General features: G+C 52.7%; 14 protein-coding genes. 7 read left to right on the forward strand and 7 right to left on the reverse strand.

Annotated elements, in window-relative coordinates:
• Positions 1-150: 150 nt before the first annotated feature.
• Both htpG and ACY1JZ_RS00105 read right to left on the reverse strand, forming a co-directional pair.
• Positions 151-2,028, reverse strand: a complete 1,878-nt coding sequence (gene htpG / locus ACY1JZ_RS00100; protein WP_462627479.1) for a molecular chaperone HtpG — start codon at positions 2,026-2,028, stop codon at positions 151-153.
• Between the two features lie 183 nt (positions 2,029-2,211).
• Positions 2,212-2,799 (reverse strand): NAD(P)H-dependent oxidoreductase, encoded by a 588-nt coding sequence (locus ACY1JZ_RS00105; RefSeq protein ID WP_462627480.1) that lies wholly within the window; start codon positions 2,797-2,799, stop codon positions 2,212-2,214.
• Positions 2,800-3,094: 295 nt separating this feature from the next.
• Here ACY1JZ_RS00105 and ACY1JZ_RS00110 point away from each other — a divergent pair, with 295 nt between their 5' ends.
• Complete coding sequence (locus ACY1JZ_RS00110) at positions 3,095-3,595, forward strand: MarR family winged helix-turn-helix transcriptional regulator (protein WP_462627481.1); 501 nt, start codon at positions 3,095-3,097, stop codon at positions 3,593-3,595.
• Between the two features lie 249 nt (positions 3,596-3,844).
• Positions 3,845-4,165 (forward strand): hypothetical protein, encoded by a 321-nt coding sequence (locus ACY1JZ_RS00115; RefSeq protein WP_462627482.1) that lies wholly within the window; start codon positions 3,845-3,847, stop codon positions 4,163-4,165.
• Between the two features lie 789 nt (positions 4,166-4,954).
• Here the strand turns inward: ACY1JZ_RS00115 and ACY1JZ_RS00120 are convergent.
• Together ACY1JZ_RS00120 and ACY1JZ_RS00125 are read right to left on the reverse strand one after the other, a co-directional pair.
• Complete coding sequence (locus tag ACY1JZ_RS00120) at positions 4,955-6,151, reverse strand: MFS transporter (RefSeq protein WP_462627484.1); 1,197 nt, start codon at positions 6,149-6,151, stop codon at positions 4,955-4,957.
• Positions 6,152-6,263: 112 nt separating this feature from the next.
• A complete protein-coding gene (locus tag ACY1JZ_RS00125) occupies positions 6,264-7,226 on the reverse strand; it encodes a helix-turn-helix domain-containing protein (RefSeq protein ID WP_462627485.1) in 963 nt (320 codons plus the stop codon).
• Between the two features lie 357 nt (positions 7,227-7,583).
• On the opposite strand from ACY1JZ_RS00125, the gene ACY1JZ_RS00130 reads away from it, so the two are divergent.
• A complete protein-coding gene (locus ACY1JZ_RS00130) occupies positions 7,584-8,129 on the forward strand; it encodes a DUF1697 domain-containing protein (RefSeq protein ID WP_462627486.1) in 546 nt (181 codons plus the stop codon).
• A gap of 96 nt (positions 8,130-8,225) precedes the next feature.
• Here the strand turns inward: ACY1JZ_RS00130 and ACY1JZ_RS00135 are convergent, their stop codons facing one another.
• Positions 8,226-8,486, reverse strand: coding sequence for a YqkE family protein (locus ACY1JZ_RS00135; RefSeq protein WP_270168908.1), 261 nt, complete (start codon positions 8,484-8,486; stop codon positions 8,226-8,228).
• 350 nt (positions 8,487-8,836) lie between these two features.
• Between ACY1JZ_RS00135 and ACY1JZ_RS00140 the strand changes: the two genes are divergently transcribed.
• On the forward strand, positions 8,837-9,508 hold the full coding sequence (locus tag ACY1JZ_RS00140) for a hypothetical protein (RefSeq protein WP_462627487.1): 672 nt from the start codon (positions 8,837-8,839) through the stop codon (positions 9,506-9,508).
• Positions 9,509-9,582: 74 nt separating this feature from the next.
• Here ACY1JZ_RS00140 and ACY1JZ_RS00145 read toward each other — a convergent pair whose 3' ends face one another.
• Positions 9,583-10,155, reverse strand: a complete 573-nt coding sequence (locus ACY1JZ_RS00145; RefSeq protein WP_462627488.1) for an SLOG family protein — start codon at positions 10,153-10,155, stop codon at positions 9,583-9,585.
• Between the two features lie 193 nt (positions 10,156-10,348).
• Between ACY1JZ_RS00145 and ACY1JZ_RS00150 the strand changes: the two genes are divergently transcribed.
• The 3 genes from ACY1JZ_RS00150 to ACY1JZ_RS00160 all read left to right on the forward strand — a co-directional run bounded on the left by ACY1JZ_RS00150 (position 10,349) and on the right by ACY1JZ_RS00160 (position 13,726).
• Entirely contained in the window at positions 10,349-11,935 is a 1,587-nt protein-coding gene (locus tag ACY1JZ_RS00150) for a helix-turn-helix domain-containing protein (protein ID WP_462627489.1), read from the forward strand.
• Between the two features lie 132 nt (positions 11,936-12,067).
• Positions 12,068-13,159 carry an ABC transporter substrate-binding protein gene (locus tag ACY1JZ_RS00155; RefSeq protein WP_462627952.1) on the forward strand — a complete coding sequence of 364 codons (1,092 nt, stop codon included), beginning with the start codon at positions 12,068-12,070 and terminating at the stop codon, positions 13,157-13,159.
• A gap of 150 nt (positions 13,160-13,309) precedes the next feature.
• Positions 13,310-13,726, forward strand: coding sequence for an organic hydroperoxide resistance protein (locus tag ACY1JZ_RS00160; protein WP_462627490.1), 417 nt, complete (start codon positions 13,310-13,312; stop codon positions 13,724-13,726).
• A gap of 85 nt (positions 13,727-13,811) precedes the next feature.
• On the opposite strand, the gene ACY1JZ_RS00165 is transcribed toward ACY1JZ_RS00160, so the two are convergent.
• Entirely contained in the window at positions 13,812-16,367 is a 2,556-nt protein-coding gene (locus tag ACY1JZ_RS00165; RefSeq protein ID WP_462627491.1) for a PEP/pyruvate-binding domain-containing protein, read from the reverse strand.
• Between the last annotated feature and the right edge of the window lie 143 nt (positions 16,368-16,510).

Consider the following 16,510-nt stretch of genomic DNA (forward strand, 5'->3'; position numbering starts at 1 on the left):
GTACCACTGCACGATTGCACATCGACTGGCTGCCAGAGCATGTCTTATGCCCAGGCGATGCCGTGAGCAAGCCGTGTCTGACAAGCAAGGCGCTGAACAGCTAGCAAGCCCGGCCATTATCGGCCGGGCTTGCTAGTATAACATATGATCTTACGCCATAATTTTGCAAATATCGTTCGTGAATTCAACAGGGTCCTGCAACGGCAGTCCCTCAATCAGCAGCGCCTGATTGAACAGCAGGCTCGTGTAGAGTGCCAGCTTCTCCTTGTCGGAGGCCTGAGCGTTCTTGAGTGCCTGGAATACCTCATGGTTCACGTTGATCTCCAGCACCTTGTCCGCTTTAACCTCCTGGCTGTTCGGCATGGCGCTCAGCACCTTCTCCATCTCGATGGAGAGCTCGCCCTCGGTGGACAGGCAGACCGGATGCGACTTGAGACGCTTGGAGGCTTTGACGTCCTTCACCTTGCCGGACAGCAGCTCCTTCATCGCTGCGAACAGCTCCTTGTCCGCATCCTGAACCTCGTTATCCTTGTCCTTCTCGTCAGCCTCAATGCCCAGATCGCCGCTGGATACGGAGCGGAATTCCTTCTCCTTGTAGGACATGATCATCTTGATCGCGAACTCGTCGATGTCATCGGTGAAGTACAGAATCTCGTACCCCTTGTCCAGCACACCCTCCGTCTGCGGCAGCTTCTCGATCCGCTCGATCGAATCGCCGGCTGCGTAATAGATATACTTCTGATCCTCTGGCATGCGAGAGACGTACTCATCCAGGCTGACCAGCTTCTTCTCCTTGGAGGAGTGGAACAGCAGCAGATCCTGCAGCACATCCTTGTTCGCGCCGTAGTCGCTGTATACACCGTATTTCAACTGGCGTCCGAACGAGCCATAGAACTTCTCATATTGCTCGCGCTCATCCTTGAGCATGCTCTGCAGTTGGCTCTTGATCTTGCTCTTGATGTTCTTGGCGATCAGCTTCAACTGGCGGTCATGCTGCAGCATCTCGCGCGAGATGTTAAGCGACAGATCCTCGGAGTCGACCATCCCTTTGACGAAGCTGAAATAGTCCGGCAGCAGGTCCGCGCATTTGTCCATGATCAGCACGCCGTTGGAGTACAGCTCCAGTCCCTTCTCATACTCCTTGGAATAATAATCGAACGGTGTATGCTCAGGAATGAACAGAATCGCATTGTACACCACCGCGCCGTCCGCGCTAATATGGACATGCTTGAGCGGCTTGTCAAAGCCGTAGCGCTTCTCCATATAGAAGTTATGGTAGTCCTCATCCGTCAGCTCGCTCTTGTTCTTGCGCCAGATCGGCACCATGCTGTTGATGGTCTGCTCCTCCTGGTACTCCTCGAACTCACCCTCCGCATCCTCCTTCGGACGCTGCCCCTTCACATCCATCTTGATCGGATAACGGATGAAATCGGAATACTTCTTGATGATCGCTCTCAAGCGATATTCTTCAAGAAATTCATCATAATTGTCATCCTCTGTATTATCCTTGATCTTCATTATGATGTCCGTGCCGACAGTTGCCTTCTCCGCCTTCTCGATCGTGTAGCCGTCTGCGCCTTCGGATTCCCACTTGAACGCCTCATCGCTGCCCAGCGGCTTGCTGATGACGGTTACCACATCGGCCACCATGAACGCTGAATAGAAGCCAACACCGAATTGCCCGATAATATTGTGACCGTCCTTCAGCTCATTCTCCTTCTTGAACGCAAGCGAGCCGCTCTTGGCGATGACGCCCAGATTATTCTCCAGCTCCTCCTGTGTCATTCCGATCCCGGTATCGGAGATGGTGAGCGTGCGGCTCTCCTTGTCTGCGGTAACCTTAATATAGTAATCTTCCTTATTAAATACGAGCTGGTCATCGCTCAACGCTCGATAATAAATTTTGTCGATGGCATCGCTGGAGTTGGATATAAGCTCTCTGAGGAAAATTTCACGCTGAGTATAAATGGAGTTGATCATCATCTCTAACAGCCGTTTGGATTCAGCCTGGAACTGCTTCTTCGCCATGAATGGATCTCCCTTCAAATATGAAATCTTCTGCAAAGGCCTGATCGCCTTCTTAATGTTAGCACTCCAACCAACCGAGTGCTAATGACTATTTTTATATTACCTATCCCATTTTTGGCTGTCAAGAGCCTCCACGATATTCTAGGCATAAATTTCCCATGGAAGAAAATTGGAAGCTGGTGGTTAACCGGTAATTGTTTTAAAATACTGATAGATTTGCTCCAGCTTTTGCGACTGCTTGCCATTCTTTTTCTCCATGCTGCCAAATTCAAAAAATTTGACCCGCTTGATCCCGACATAACCAAACAGCGCCCGCTTCATCAACACCTTATGAGCATTGTTCAGCCAGAACAGTGTGTAGCGCGGCGGCCCCTCCATCGTCGAGATGCATATGGCCGACTTTCCCTTCAGCAAGCCCTCCACCATGAGACCACCTGTCCTACGATAAGCAAAATTGGCGGAAAACATCCGGTCGATATAGCCTAGCAGCATCGCCGGCGGTCGTCCCCACCAGATGGGATAGATCATGACGATCCGATCGGCCCACATCAGTTGCTGGCGATAGCGTTCCAATTCGGGATCACGGTGCATATCCCGCCTGCGCTTGTTCTCGTTGAAGACGAGCCGCGGGTCAAACTGCTCGGCATACAAGTCGAGCACCTGCACCTCACTTGTCTGCGGATTGTCCTTGAGTCCAGCCAGCGTGCGCTGCAAAAAGGCATAGTTCAAGCTTTCATGATTAGGGTGAGTGAATACGATTAGGGTTTTCATTTCGCACCTTCTTTGTTATGATTCAAGCGTAAACGGCAAGGAAGAGTTTGGACTACCTTGCATCGTTTCGCGTAGAAATAGAAGTCAAAGGGTAATCGCACAGCGTGTCCCTCCTTCTATTTCAAGCGTAAACGGCAAGGAAGAGTTTAGACTACCTTGCATCGTTTCGCGTAGAAATAGAAGCTAAAGGTCACTCGCGTAGCGAGCTGTTGTCGATAATAAACTAACACAAATATAATTTAGTTGTCAATAGATAAGTATCATTTGATAATAAAATAACACTGAGGTGAGCCACTTGGAGTTAAAAGAACGAATTTTCCAACAAACCGTCGCGTTCCTTACTTCGGCACATAACTTGCAATCGGAATTTACCAAGGTTGTACCCAAGGAGGATGTTACCCCCCTGCAATTTGATATTCTGATTTTCCTATCCATCCAACAGCCACTGACCCCAAGCCAGATCAGCGACTGCATGAACATGTCGATGCCCAACACCAGCCGCGAGCTGCGCAAGCTCACAGAGCGGGGACTATGTGAGAAATACAGCGATGCTATGGATCGTCGTAAGCAATACATCCGGCTGTCCCAATCGGGATGGGCCTATATGGAAGGCGCCTTCGACCAGATGAAGCAGGAGCTGAACAAGCGCCTGGACAGTTGGACGGTAGAGGAGCTTGAGAACATCTCGCAAGCGCTGGGGCTGCTACAATCGACTCTGTTCCGAACCCCCGCAGTACAGGTGGACAAGCTATTACAGGAGAACATGGGGACAACACGGAGCGACTTAGAGGGCTAGTACATTAGAGGAACAGGCAGCTTTCCTAGCCGATTGAAGAATTGGATCGACCGCTTTAATGGAGTAGCAACCAACTATTCGCAACATTATGGGGATTGATTCCGTTATATAGACAGCAAGGAATATGAGAATACCTCATCGAACAAGAAGAAAAATAGGTTGGTCAAATCGTGCTTGTTTACGGTGACCGCCACGAACGCCAAACTTCGGCTTTCTACTTAACTAATGTTTTATCGAAAGGGCTTTTAGATGAAGGCAATAATAATTTCATTCTTGATGTTACTCATTCTTTGTTCGTGTAGTAGTCAGTTTGACCAAGAAACATGGTTAAAGGAACCAGAGAAAAGACAAGATATGGTAAGCAGTTTAACAAACAAGTTCAAACTAAAGGGTATGACTGAGAGTGAAATTATTGAATTGCTTGGAGAACCAGAGGAAAAGCTATCTGAACCATCACGACAATTATTGTACTACATCGGGAGTGCAGGATTAGGGGTAAAGGTTACGTTATTACAACTTCAATTGGATGAAAGCGGCAAAGTGGAGAGTCATGACATCCTATATAAATAGGAAGATCGCTACTCGTAAAAGAGGTTATTCGCGGGAGTGAAGTTATGGAAACTCTCAAAGAGGCCAACCCGTTCAACGAAGACCCTCAAGAAGGATATGAATACATGATGTCTAAAATTCACTACATCATATCTTCAAAAATGGGTAAGCCACAGATACAAGCCCGCGGCCCGCGGGGACACTTACCCGGCTGAATTTTCAGCCCAGTTGTTACATCTGCTTCAATCAGGGTAAGGCTGAGTAGACGGTCAGTGACGGGAGGAGAACGCAATTTTGCGTTCAGCTAAAGTAGAGGCTCGACTGTTCGTTTCAGCTTCTTGAAGGTATATCCTGAATATGGTATGCTTACAATAGAATTAAGGGGCGATTCGCGGTCGCCCCCTGCACAACATTTTGGATGGGAAACCTCCAGTCAAAACTAGAGAAAATAACCTGCTCCCAGTGGCGAAACTTGGGCAGGTTATTTTCGTTTATTCAGGTAAGTAAGTAGCGCGAGCAAGAACATGCCGAGCATCATCACTTCTGTCAACGAAAATTGCATGAGCATCACCTCCGCTCTGGAGGCGATACTTTCCCACCCAAGTCATGTTGTACGGTGACTATTATACCAAAGTTTTCTAGTGTAGGGTATACCTTTTGATAAACGAATCGCTTATCAGTGTACAGCCTTCTAATCGATGTGAAGTCGAATTAACGAATCCATCCTCACAACGAATCAACATTAGAATTTCATATAGCCTTCATTTAATGTTGCTGAAATTTATCCATACCCCTAACCTGATCCTGCGATTAAGACACCCTGCGCCCACTGCGTCGTAAGCCCTTGCTGAGCAAGAGCACCAGAGCTGACAGCGCGATCAGACAGCCTGCAAGCAGAAACGGTATCGACGAATCTAATTGATACAGCGTTGTGGACAGCAGTGGAGCAATGATAGAGGCCACGCCCTGTACAGCAGCCACCATCCCGGCCACTCCCCCCTGCCTTTCCTTGCCGACTGCAAGCGATGCGCCAGCCATGAAGCCCGGCATCATCAGTCCAGCGCCGATACCAAACAAAAAGAATGCCGCATAATATAGGGGCATCGTTCCCGGAACCAGGAACAGCACCATCCCAACTGCGCTGCATAACGAACCCCAGATTATCATCCGCATTGGCTGCCAGTGCAGCAGCCTCATCTGCAGCACCTGTACCAGCAGCATCGCAACTCCCGAGCACATCAGGCCGAAGGAGACGGCACGCGCTGTCTCGCCGGATGTCAGCAGGAGACGATCTTGCAGATAAAATCCGCCGATGACCTGCAAAGTAACGATGCCGATCATCGTAGAAAATCCCGCCATGAGATACAGTCCGAGACCCGGCTGAAGCACCCCATCCTTGACCTGCTTCTCCTGACGCATAAGCATAGGCGGAGCAGGCGGTATCATCACCTTCGCGATTACAAGCGCACATACAGCAGTGAAGATGCCGAAATAGAGCGGCCACAGAAGTCCAATCAGAGTAAATGCGCCTGCTATCGCTGGCCCCAGCACGAGGCCAAGCCCGTTGGCGGCGCTGATCAGCGCCATGCCGTGGGTACGCTCCTCCCCTTCTGTCACGTCGCTCATATAAGCCTGGCTGGAAGACAGTATTGCCGGTATGAAGATGCCAATCAGGCTCCTGGTTGCGATCATCCACCCTAGCAGCAGCCCGCCACGGATCCAATGCTGCAAGCCGCTGAACAATACCACCGCAAACAACAGGCAACTGATCGCCATGCCACCGAAGCCAACTAAGATAATCGGCTTGCGGCCGAATTTATCACTGAGCTTTCCCCACAGCGGCGCCGTTAGCGCCATCATGACCGAGCCGATCGAGACGATCCACCCGGAATGACTTTCTTGAAGACCCAATTCACGAATGAGTGGCGGCATAATCGGAGCGATCAGCATCAGACCGAGCATAGCCACAAATACAATAAAGAATAGACTTCCTTTCACCTTGTTCATCGCGTTGTTTTTCTCCTCTCCACGATCAGCAGTACTAGACAAGTCACAGTATAGCGCGGCTCTATGCCCTGTGCTGCTCGCAGGCGGAGGATTAATGACGCGTGAAGGATTATTAATAAAGCCGCTTGACAGCCGACGGCTTCAGCCCATATCTGCGACAAAATTGCTGGGAGAACGCACTGACATTGCTGTAGCCTACCGACACAGCCGCCTCTGTCACGCTACAATCCCCCTCTCGCAGCAAAGACATGGCCGATTCCAGCCTTACTTGCCGGAGATGCTCATAGACGGTTGTGCCATAGCAGGCCTTGAAGCCCTTCTTCAGCTTAAAATCATTCAACCCGACACGCCGGGACAACTCAAGCAGCGAAGGTGGATCAAGCAAGCTATCCTCGATGATGCTTCGTGCCAGCCCCAGCTTGCGCATATCCTCTCGCGAGAAGCCTTCAGGGAGACGACGCCCTTCAAATAGATGATGAAAGGAACGATCCACCAGCTCCAGAGCAGACGCCTCCATGAGCAGCGGCGATCGGTGCCGCTCCTGCATCGCCAGCAACAATGCCCTAGCCATCATCAGGCTGCGCTCATCCAGCTCGAAGGTTAGAGCCTTGAAGCTGCGCCCGCTTAGGAGCGATAGGAAATCAACTGCATGTCTCGTTTCCATACGAGACACAGCATAATGAAAGAGCGGGATGGGAATACCGATCGTCAGCGAAATATACGGCTCCTGCGACGGCGGGTAAAAGCAGGCACGGAAATTTTGCAGGAGGATTAATGCCCCCTGCCCGGCAGGCAGCGTATACTCCTCCCGTTCTATCATCACATGACGCTGTCCCTGGAAGGCGAACTGCAGCTCGACAAGCGCACCTGGAGAGGAGAAGGAGGTAGACAACGGCTGATTATATTGAATATCGGAATAAACAATCTCGATCCCACTAAATGTGGTTAGCCTCCTGATCTGCCCTGTGCCTGCCTGGGGCTGCAGCGTGTACAGATAAGGCTCCAGCTCGCAGAATGGACTTCGACTTAGATAATACTGATAAATGTCTTGCAGAGCCAGCGATGGGCTCGTCATAGGATCACCTCAACAAGAATAGTGGAGGCACATCAAAGGTACCAAAGGCATCCGAATTCAACGGTGTCACCGTCCACTTTTAATTGATAATAATTATCATTATCTTAGCGTACTCTCCCCTATTTGACTAGTCCTAACAGCTTTCTGCTGGAATGATGTGGGCAGCTCAGTACTTCCCTTGCTCCTACTGTTATTCCCCTTTGGCGCCCAGAACCTATTCGTGTATAATCAGTGCTAACCGTTCATGCTGCGATGGTCTACGAACTGCGAATGCGGCAACAGCATAACGATATAAGACAGTTCGAGTTGACGAGCAGTGGTACAGGATAATACCTTGGAGGGAAATGGGGAAGCCGCATGATCTATGTCGCATTGCTACGCGGAATCAACGTGGGTGGTAATAATAAAATCAATATGAAGGAGCTCAAGATTACCTTCGAGCAAGCGGGAATGGGGTCGGTCGTTACTTATATTCAGTCCGGCAATATTATATTTGCCGATTCGGCACATTCCAGCGCTGAACTTGCAGCTCTGCTGGAGCAGGCGATCGAGGATGACTTCGGACTGCGCATTCGTGTGCTCCTCCGCAGCCTGCCCGAGATGCAGGCCATCGTATCCGCGCTGCCGGAGCATTGGAGCAATGACGAGGCGATGAAGAGTGATTGCCTGTTTCTATGGGAGGAGGCGGATAACCCCGATGTGCTCAAGCAGTTGCCTCTCAAGCCAGGCATCGGCACCGTCATGTATGTGCCTGGCGCCGTGCTGGCCTCGTTCAGCCGGGAGGAGGCCGCTCGCAGCGGAATGAACAAGCTCATCGGGTCAAAGGTGTATCAGCTTATGACCGTTCGCAATGTCAATACAACACGGCGCATCTATGAGCTGATGACCGCCGCAGAAGAATAAACGGCGAGGCTAACGAAAATTCGGCCAGATCTGATCCGTTCAGAGTATCCAGACACGACCTAGAAAAAGACAGCCAGCCCTATGCGGCTCGCTGTCCTACTTGTATTTCTTCCAATCCATATTGGTGTTGTTCAGTAAATATTCAAAATCCCCCTCCAGCCGCTTCTGCTCTGCCTTGCGCTGCTCCTCAGCCTCCTTGCGCCGCTGCTCCTGCTGAGCTGCCTCGGTCGCTTTAAGCTCTTCAGCCTGAGCCTTGAGCTTACGGAGCACATCAGGGCTAAGCATATCCTTCAATGTCGGCGCACTGCTCCCGGCCGATGCTGAAGGTGCCGGAGCCTGCCGTCTCTTCTTCGCCAAGCGATCCCCTCCTCTCCATGATGTTTGCCTCTATGCGCAGGCTTCCGGGCTCATACGAGCCACCATCCACACACATTGCCCGTCGCCCACGTCAGGAAGCGAGCCAGCGATGACCGTTCATGATCATTCCCTAGCGCATAGCATTCAACCTGCTACCCGTATGGTACTCCCGCTATGTGGAAAATGTCAAATTGCCAGAAACGCAAGCGATGATGCTGTACATACCGAGCAGCACCCCTTACGTGTGTGCTTCCCCCGAGGATATTCGCCTGCCAGCACAACGGCGATTGGTGTGATTCTGTCTTATATGGTATAATCTCAACCACAATTCATATGCAGGAGGGGAAGCTGTGCTGACCTTTGAACAGAAGCTGGAGATTCTCGAATCCTTCCCTGAGCTGACACGCAAAAATGTGTCACTGGGGAGGGTCAACTTTCAATACGAACAGAGCGTATATGACAAGAAGAATGTCGTCTACCATCTGCATCCGAACGGCAACGGCTATGTCTATGGGGAGCGTCTGCTTGGTTATCCGATGGATGACAAGGGCTTCGTCAATATCCGTGATTTCACCGAAGCCGAGCTGCGCATCATCGTCGAGAAGGCCATTCGTTCCCTCTCCGCGGCGACAGACAAGCTCGTCGGTTCACAGCAGCCTCGTCCACTCAACGCCTCAGGTGCGGATAGCATTGCAGATCGTGTAGCAAGTTCAAGCGATGATAGAGTCGATGAGGCCAGCCGAGCTGATGCGGCGTCTGAAGCAGTCATTGCCCCACATGGTGCGGAAAAGCCACACGCCGCCGAAGCAGGCATTGCCCTGGAGGGTACGGCAGATCCAGAGCCCTCCGACTATCCTGATGGCGGACAATGGATCGATGAAGCAGGGCATACACTCGTACTCGTATGGGCAGAGGAAGAGGAGCTATGGTTCGTCTATGCAGGGGATGCTGTCGATATGGCCTTCGAGACAAGAGGGGAAGCAGCAGCATACCTGAGAGAAGAGGGCTTTCGCCCGCTGTAGCACGTCATGAAGCTGATGAGCAATATCGTGTGTCATAATACCGTGTGTGATAATACCGTGTGTCACAGACACCGTTATTCGCTCACCGGCTCCATGCTATCATAAGCAGCCTCGCTGACCAGACTTTGAATATCCTCAGAACTAATACTCAGGCAGACATACCCATCTCGCTCACTTTTGCGCCTCGCCTGCTCCTTGATGAATCGCGGGCTTCCCGCCCCCGCCTCCTCATCGTAGACGAGCAAGATGCCGTCCGTCTTGCGCAGCAGCAGCTCGTCACGCGCGCGGAATTGCCATGTTCCAGCATAGGGCTGGTGACTGACTGCACCGTAATAGTCCACGTGCTTCAACACACGCTCATAGTACGCCTGACGCTCCTCCTTCCATGTCTCCTCCTGATTGCTGTACGCCGTAATGACTGCCAACTGCAAATCAGGATACTGCGGCTTCAAGTCAATAACCGCTTCGCAAGCCCACAGATCGACACCATATTGTCCTGGCGAGATTATCCACTCCAGCCCCTCCTCTGCGAGCGGAATGAGCCGATTGGCGATCGCCTGGCGAATATAGGGGATGCCCGGATGCTTCTGATTATAGATGCCTAGCTCATGGGCGCGATAGCCTGTAACCAATATATTTTTTATCATTCTATTCCTCTCCTGCAGCAATGCCGTGGTATCTGCGTCCTAATATGCTATTATTTTACCATGCCCCTCCACCCATCGTCATGCGACTGTTCATTGTACAATTATTGTGTTATATGCTGCTTGGCGGCGTTCGGTCGAGCATACGTCAAGATCGTTCGATTGAACGACGATTTCAACTTAGGAGATTTTAAAGATGTCTTTCAATGATTCCTTATCCTCATGTACGCCCACCTTTTATATGCCGGTACGCGTGGCCGCTCTCAACAGTCTCATCATCCAGGCGGTCAATGAAGAGGCTGATGCGCGGGCCAGAATACTCATCATTAGCGGCGGCGAAGGGATGCTGGAGCAATTCGGCGTCGTCTATCCACTGTACCGAGGCAGCGTGTGGATGAGTGAGCCTACATCCAATTCATCTATACGCATTAACGAGCGAATGCCGCTAAAGGGGACACTAATTGAATATCGCGCGTTCACCGCTGATGGTTCCCGTGCGCTGTCGATTCAGCCAGCCAAGCCATTGATTCGTTGCTCAGATCCGCTGCTGCGCCTTGCACTAGATCTGGAGCAAGCCTGGCGGCAGCCCAATGCTGACCCGCTCCAAGCACAGAGCCTCTTCACCAGACTGCTGGAGATCTTGCTCGGCGAGTTGCTCTCTAGCCATGACAGGCCCATCTCTTGGCTGGAACAGGTTCTACGGTATATGCACACCCATTTCGCCCAAGAATTAAGCCGAGAGCAATTGGCAGTACTGGCTGGAGTCAGCCCTGAGCATTTCTCCCGCGTTTTTCATAAAGCAACTGGCCAGACGTACAATGCCTACCTGACTATGCTGAGAATTCGCCGTGCCCAGTTGGAGATTTTACATGGCGCTGCAAAGGTGGGCACGATAGCCCTGGATGTCGGCTTCAAAGAAAGTGCTTATTTCAGCCGCAAATTTAAACAACTGACGGGGATACCCCCCGGTGCTTATCGTAGTAAGCCTAAGCGTGCCGCCGCGCTTAATCTCAATCATACCGCCTGCCTGCACGCGCTTGGCATTACACCAGAGGCAGGAGTCTATACGCCGTGGTTAGAGCAGCTTCCTGGCGTTCAGCCCTGTCGCAGATTGAATCCTGGCAAGGAGCCTTTTGACGACACCTATGCTGCGCTGCGCGCCGTGAACCCTGATCTCATCTTTAATTACAACACATCAGATGTAAATAAAGCGCTGCTCCCGATTGCCCCGGTCGTCGGGCTGCCGTTTATGCACATGGATTGGCGGGAGCAGTTCCGTTATATTGCCGATATGATGAACAAGCGTCCAGCGGCTGAAGCACGACTCCAGCGCTATAATGAACACATGGTACGTTTAAACAGGCAGCTTGATCTGAGACTTGGCACGAGGGGAACGGCAGTCATCTGGGAGGTCGGCAACAGCTCAGCCTGTTGCTTCAGTAGCAGCTTCGGCAGAGGATGTCAGATTGTCTATGACGATCTTGGTTTTCAGCTACCATCTGTCATGCTTGAGCAGGCGATCGAAGCCAAAGGCTATATCGAGATGGAGATCGAAGAGATGCCCTCCGTGGATGCGGACTATATCTTCATTACCGGATGGCCGACGCATCCATCCGCTTCCAGCCGGATCATGCTGCTGCTGCAATCCCCCCAGTGGCTCGCACTGGAGGCCGTGCGCAGCAAGCGGGTATATATTCTGAGCAGCACAGACGTATTTTTCGGCTACGATCCGCTGTCCTCTGAAGCACAGCTTCAGGAGCTGCAGCGAGTGCTGCTGCCCTGAAGTTGCCTTGGTGAGCAGCATCACAATAATCCAAGCAGCAAGATCATAGAAAAGCATCGCCATTTGCTGTGGAACACGATAAAGTAATGTCGAGAATGATTATCGTTATTACAAGGGGGATTTACTTTGTCCGTGTTTCACACCTTACAATTCTCTGATTCAGACAGAGCCTTAGCCGAACCTACAGCCGGCTTGAACCTGCGTCACTGTCATCATGCAACGCGCCTGTTGGCTGCTATCACTTGCTTGCTGCTCACCCTGCTCGTTGCCGCTTGCGGCAATGACAGCAATGACGCAAGCGGCGGGAGGGAAGTGAATGCGAATGCTCAACCTCCCTCCAATACCGCCGCTATGGGCAATTCGTCTGCTGTAGACTCGAGTCCTGCTACTGCCGGAGCAGAAGGAACGAAGAGCGTATCGACCGTCAAAGGGGATGTCGAGATTCCCTTACATCCCGAGCGGATCGTTGCGGAAGAGTACCTCGGCACGCTGATTGCGCTTGATGTCATTCCGGTAGGCGCTCCCGGATTAACTCTACAAAATTATTATTTTGAACAGGCGCTCAATGGTGTCGCTGATACGGGCCAATACGGACAGCCATCTGTTGAAAACATTGTCGGCTTACAGCCCGATCTGATCCTTATCGGCAGCGCCAACAACTATGATCAGCTCAGTAAAATTTCACCAACCTTGGTTATTCCGTATGGTGAGTTGAAAAATGTCCATGAGGAGCTGACCTACTTCGGTAAACTGCTGGATCGCGAAGAACAAGCGAAAGCCTGGCTCAAGCAATATGATGAGCGTGTCGCGGCAGCCAGAGCGAAGGTGGATGCGGCGATTCCTGACGATGCTACCTTCTCTATTATGGAGGTTGGAGACAAGTCCACCTGGGTATACGGGGATAATTTCGGCCGTGGCGGCCAGCCTATCTACCAAGCGCTGGGGAGAAAGCCGCCTGAGCGGGTCAGGGCGGAAATTATGGAGAAACAATGGATGGAGCTGTCGGCTGAAATGCTCGACCACTACGCTGGGGATTATATAATTATGACCTCAAACAGTCGAACGGTCGAGGACTTCGAGAGCGACCCGCTCTGGGGCAGCTTACCTGCGGTCAAGAACGGACGGCTCTACGTCTGGCCCGAGGAACGCTCCTGGTACTATGATCCGCTAGCCGTACAGTCTCAGATCGAGGAACTGACAGCTTGGCTCGCTCCTGATCATTAACGTCCTCCTTCGAACCGCGTGCTCTGCTGCTGCAGGCTGAATATGTTTATTTTCAGACTAATAATGGCATAAATAAAGGGTACGTTACAGATGGGGCTGGCCTTCCTCTGGCGGGTCATGCCACCCGATTTTACAGAAGGGAGCTCAACAATGAGCGCATTGTATACAGCTACAGCTACCGCACAAGGCGGAAGAAGCGGTCAAGTCACCTCGTCAGACGGTATCCTCAATGAGGTGCTGACGATGCCTAGAGAGCTTGGCGGCGACGGCGCCGCGGGAACGAATCCAGAGCAGTTGTTTGCAGCAGGGTATGCCGCCTGCTTCGAGAGCGCCCTGCGGATGGTTGCCCGCAAGCACAAGGCCAAGGTCGACGGGACGAAGGTAACTGCGGCGATCTCCATCCATAAGGATGGCGAGGGGTTCAAGCTGTCCGCAGCCTTGACAGTCAGCATCCCCGGCATGGAGCGCGAAGCCGCCACCAAGCTGGCGGAGGCCGCTCACCAGGAATGCCCCTATTCCAAAGCGACACGCGGCAACATGGAGGTTGCTATTGCGGTTGAAGCATGACCGACGGCCGGAGGGCACACCTATGCAGGTGTGCCCTCCGGCTTGCTCGCGTGCGCCGTCGCGAGTGTTAGCGATGGTCTGCCGCCTACCTACAGATCAGCGTCTGGCTGACGATGTCCGAATAGATCTCCAAGCCTCTCGTAGCTGCAATATGAATGACATCGGCATACGACTCGCTCTGCGGCAGCAGAGCCGCCAGCATATTGTCCTGTCCCAGCACCAGCGACGGATGGAACACGACCCCTTCCCGCCCGTCGAAGATCGCTGCGTAGAAGATACCGGTCTCCACAAGATCCTGAAAGAAATGGCTGCCGTAAGACAACTCCGGCATGAAGCCGCCACCTGCAGAGGCCACCTCGCAGATGACCGACATATAGCAGATTTCGGAGAATCGTACAGGAACGCCAAGCGAGGGCGTCGTCGTTCCCCATCGCCCTGGCCCGACCAGCATAACACGCTTGCCCTTCAGCTCGCGGCCTATCCTGCCGATCTGACGCGCCACTGCATACTTGTCCTGCTCGCTTAGCAGCAGATAAGGCTCTGGCCGCACATAGACGACATAATCAATCGGCAGGCGCACATTGCCGCCCATGAAGCTTCCCTTCGTCGCGAAGAAGCAGTCTTTGCCGTCATCCAGCCGCGGGATGCTGACCGGCTGACCCAGACCTCTCGTCTGGAGCGGACGGCATTGGAGCAGATTGATCTTGAATCGACCCTGTGGCGTAAAATTAGCCGTAAACTCAATATCAACCGGATATTCGTATACAGAGGACAGCAGCGCCAGCAGCTCCCTCATCAGAACAGGGAATTCCGTCTCTCGCAGCAGCTTCTGGAAATCAAGTATATGCGGAGTTGGCCGACCTGTGTAGCCCAGCTCTCGCATCCGGTCAGCCGTCTGGTAATCTACCGTGGCAAACAAGGAGCGATCAGCCTTGAGCGGGAGCGCCAGCAGTCCATCTGCATCCACTGTCGCCAGCCGGTTGTCCTGGAGGGAGATCAGGTCGACGTTATGTTGAGAGAACTTGCGCACATCCTCCGCATTCATCGGCGTGCGGCGGAGCGGGTCATCCAGGCTGACGATCTTCACATAATCTCCGACTGTGCGGTCGACGGCGCGTGTACCGAGTCCAAATACGAGCCGCAGCATGCCCGCATCCATATCGACATCCGGTTCCCACACATACAGATTGGAGGAATTGCCTACCCCGGCAACATGCGGAAAGTACATATCCTGGTAATGGTCGCCAGACACGCGCTGCACGAGCAGCGCCATCTGCTCATCCTGCTCGACTAGCCCGCGATCCATCCGGTACGCGAGCGCATCCTCATTCATCATGCTCGCATAGACGGTGCGGATCGCCTGCTCGAATGCCTCGTACCGCTCCTCCGGCGTCCCCTGATTGGCGCAGAACACGCTCTCGTATTTGCCCGCGAAGGCGTTGCCGAAGTTGTCCTCCAGCAGCGAGCTGGAGCGGACGATAATCGGGGACTGGCCATAATATTCGAGCAGCTCCATGAACCGTCTGCGGATGCCCTCGGAAAATCTGCCGCGCAGCAGCTTCTCCTGCAGCTCAGGAGCATGCTTGAAGTAGCCCTCCTCCGTCCGCTGCCTCGCTCGCAGCGCCCACCATCCGTTCTGCACAACATAGGTATAGAACACATCCACTCCGATATAGTAGGAATCATGCGGCTCCAGATACGGAGCGAACCGCTCTCCTCCCGCCCGCTCCGCGATGCGCCGCGCCAGCAGCATACCGACGCTCTTGCCCCCGATGAAGCCGGTACCGATCTCGCGCGAGGCCATCATGACCAGATCCTCCAGCGTAAAAAACCGGTCGCACAGCCTGAACATACGCGATTCACTGCCAATCAGCAGCGACATCAGCAGCCGTTTGTGCGGCTCCTGCTGTGCTGCATCCTGTTGCAACGCTTCGCGCGACCGATTGACGATGACATCCCAGTAGTCGAGCCGCTCCTCGCCGCGGTGAATGGCCGAGAATAGCTCCGCCGCCTGCGCGCTCGCCGTTATACATAGCGCCTCCCCGCCATCTATCAGATGCGGAAAAAACATCGTCGGCGAATAACGCGACCATACCTTGAGCGGGTGAATATAGAAGTGACCGTTCACCTGGTACAGATCGAGCAGCAACTGCGTTGTCTCGCGAATGCCGGCAATCGTGCTGTAGGTATGGGCATTGCGGATGATCGCGAAGTACGCGATCGTATCCAGCTCATACAGGAACGGACAGGAGACGTTGAAGAAATTAGCAATCATTGCATCCGAATACCAATGCTCCAGCAGCTCGGTCAGGCAATCGAATACATAAAAGGTTTTACGCCCTTCATGCTCCATCAAGCTATGCACCGCCATGGCGAAGCTCTCGAACCCTTTATTCGCATCCAGTTGATAGACCCGGATAGCCGGATCATCCTCCACCACCGGCTCATGGCGGCCGAAGCGGACATAGACCAGCTTGCGCCTGTCCTGCTTCGCCCTAGCCACATAGGGTGCGACCATCTCCCGATAATGATCGACCGAATCGACCTGCCACACGACATTGTCTCCCAGGCGCAGCCCGTCAATGACATCATCGAAGCCAGCCATGCCTGTGCTGGCCCGACTGCTCATTTCCGCATTCATCGGCATTCCTCCCGCAATAGGATGATGTACAGCTCAAGCGAACACAGCACGCTGCTCATCTTTTGTCTGCTATTTATTGTACTTCAATCTCAGGAAGGCGACAAATGTGCCCACAAGCTGCTCCGCTGGTGCACAGGGCACCT

The sequence above is a fragment of the Paenibacillus sp. J5 genome (assembly GCF_054955055.1).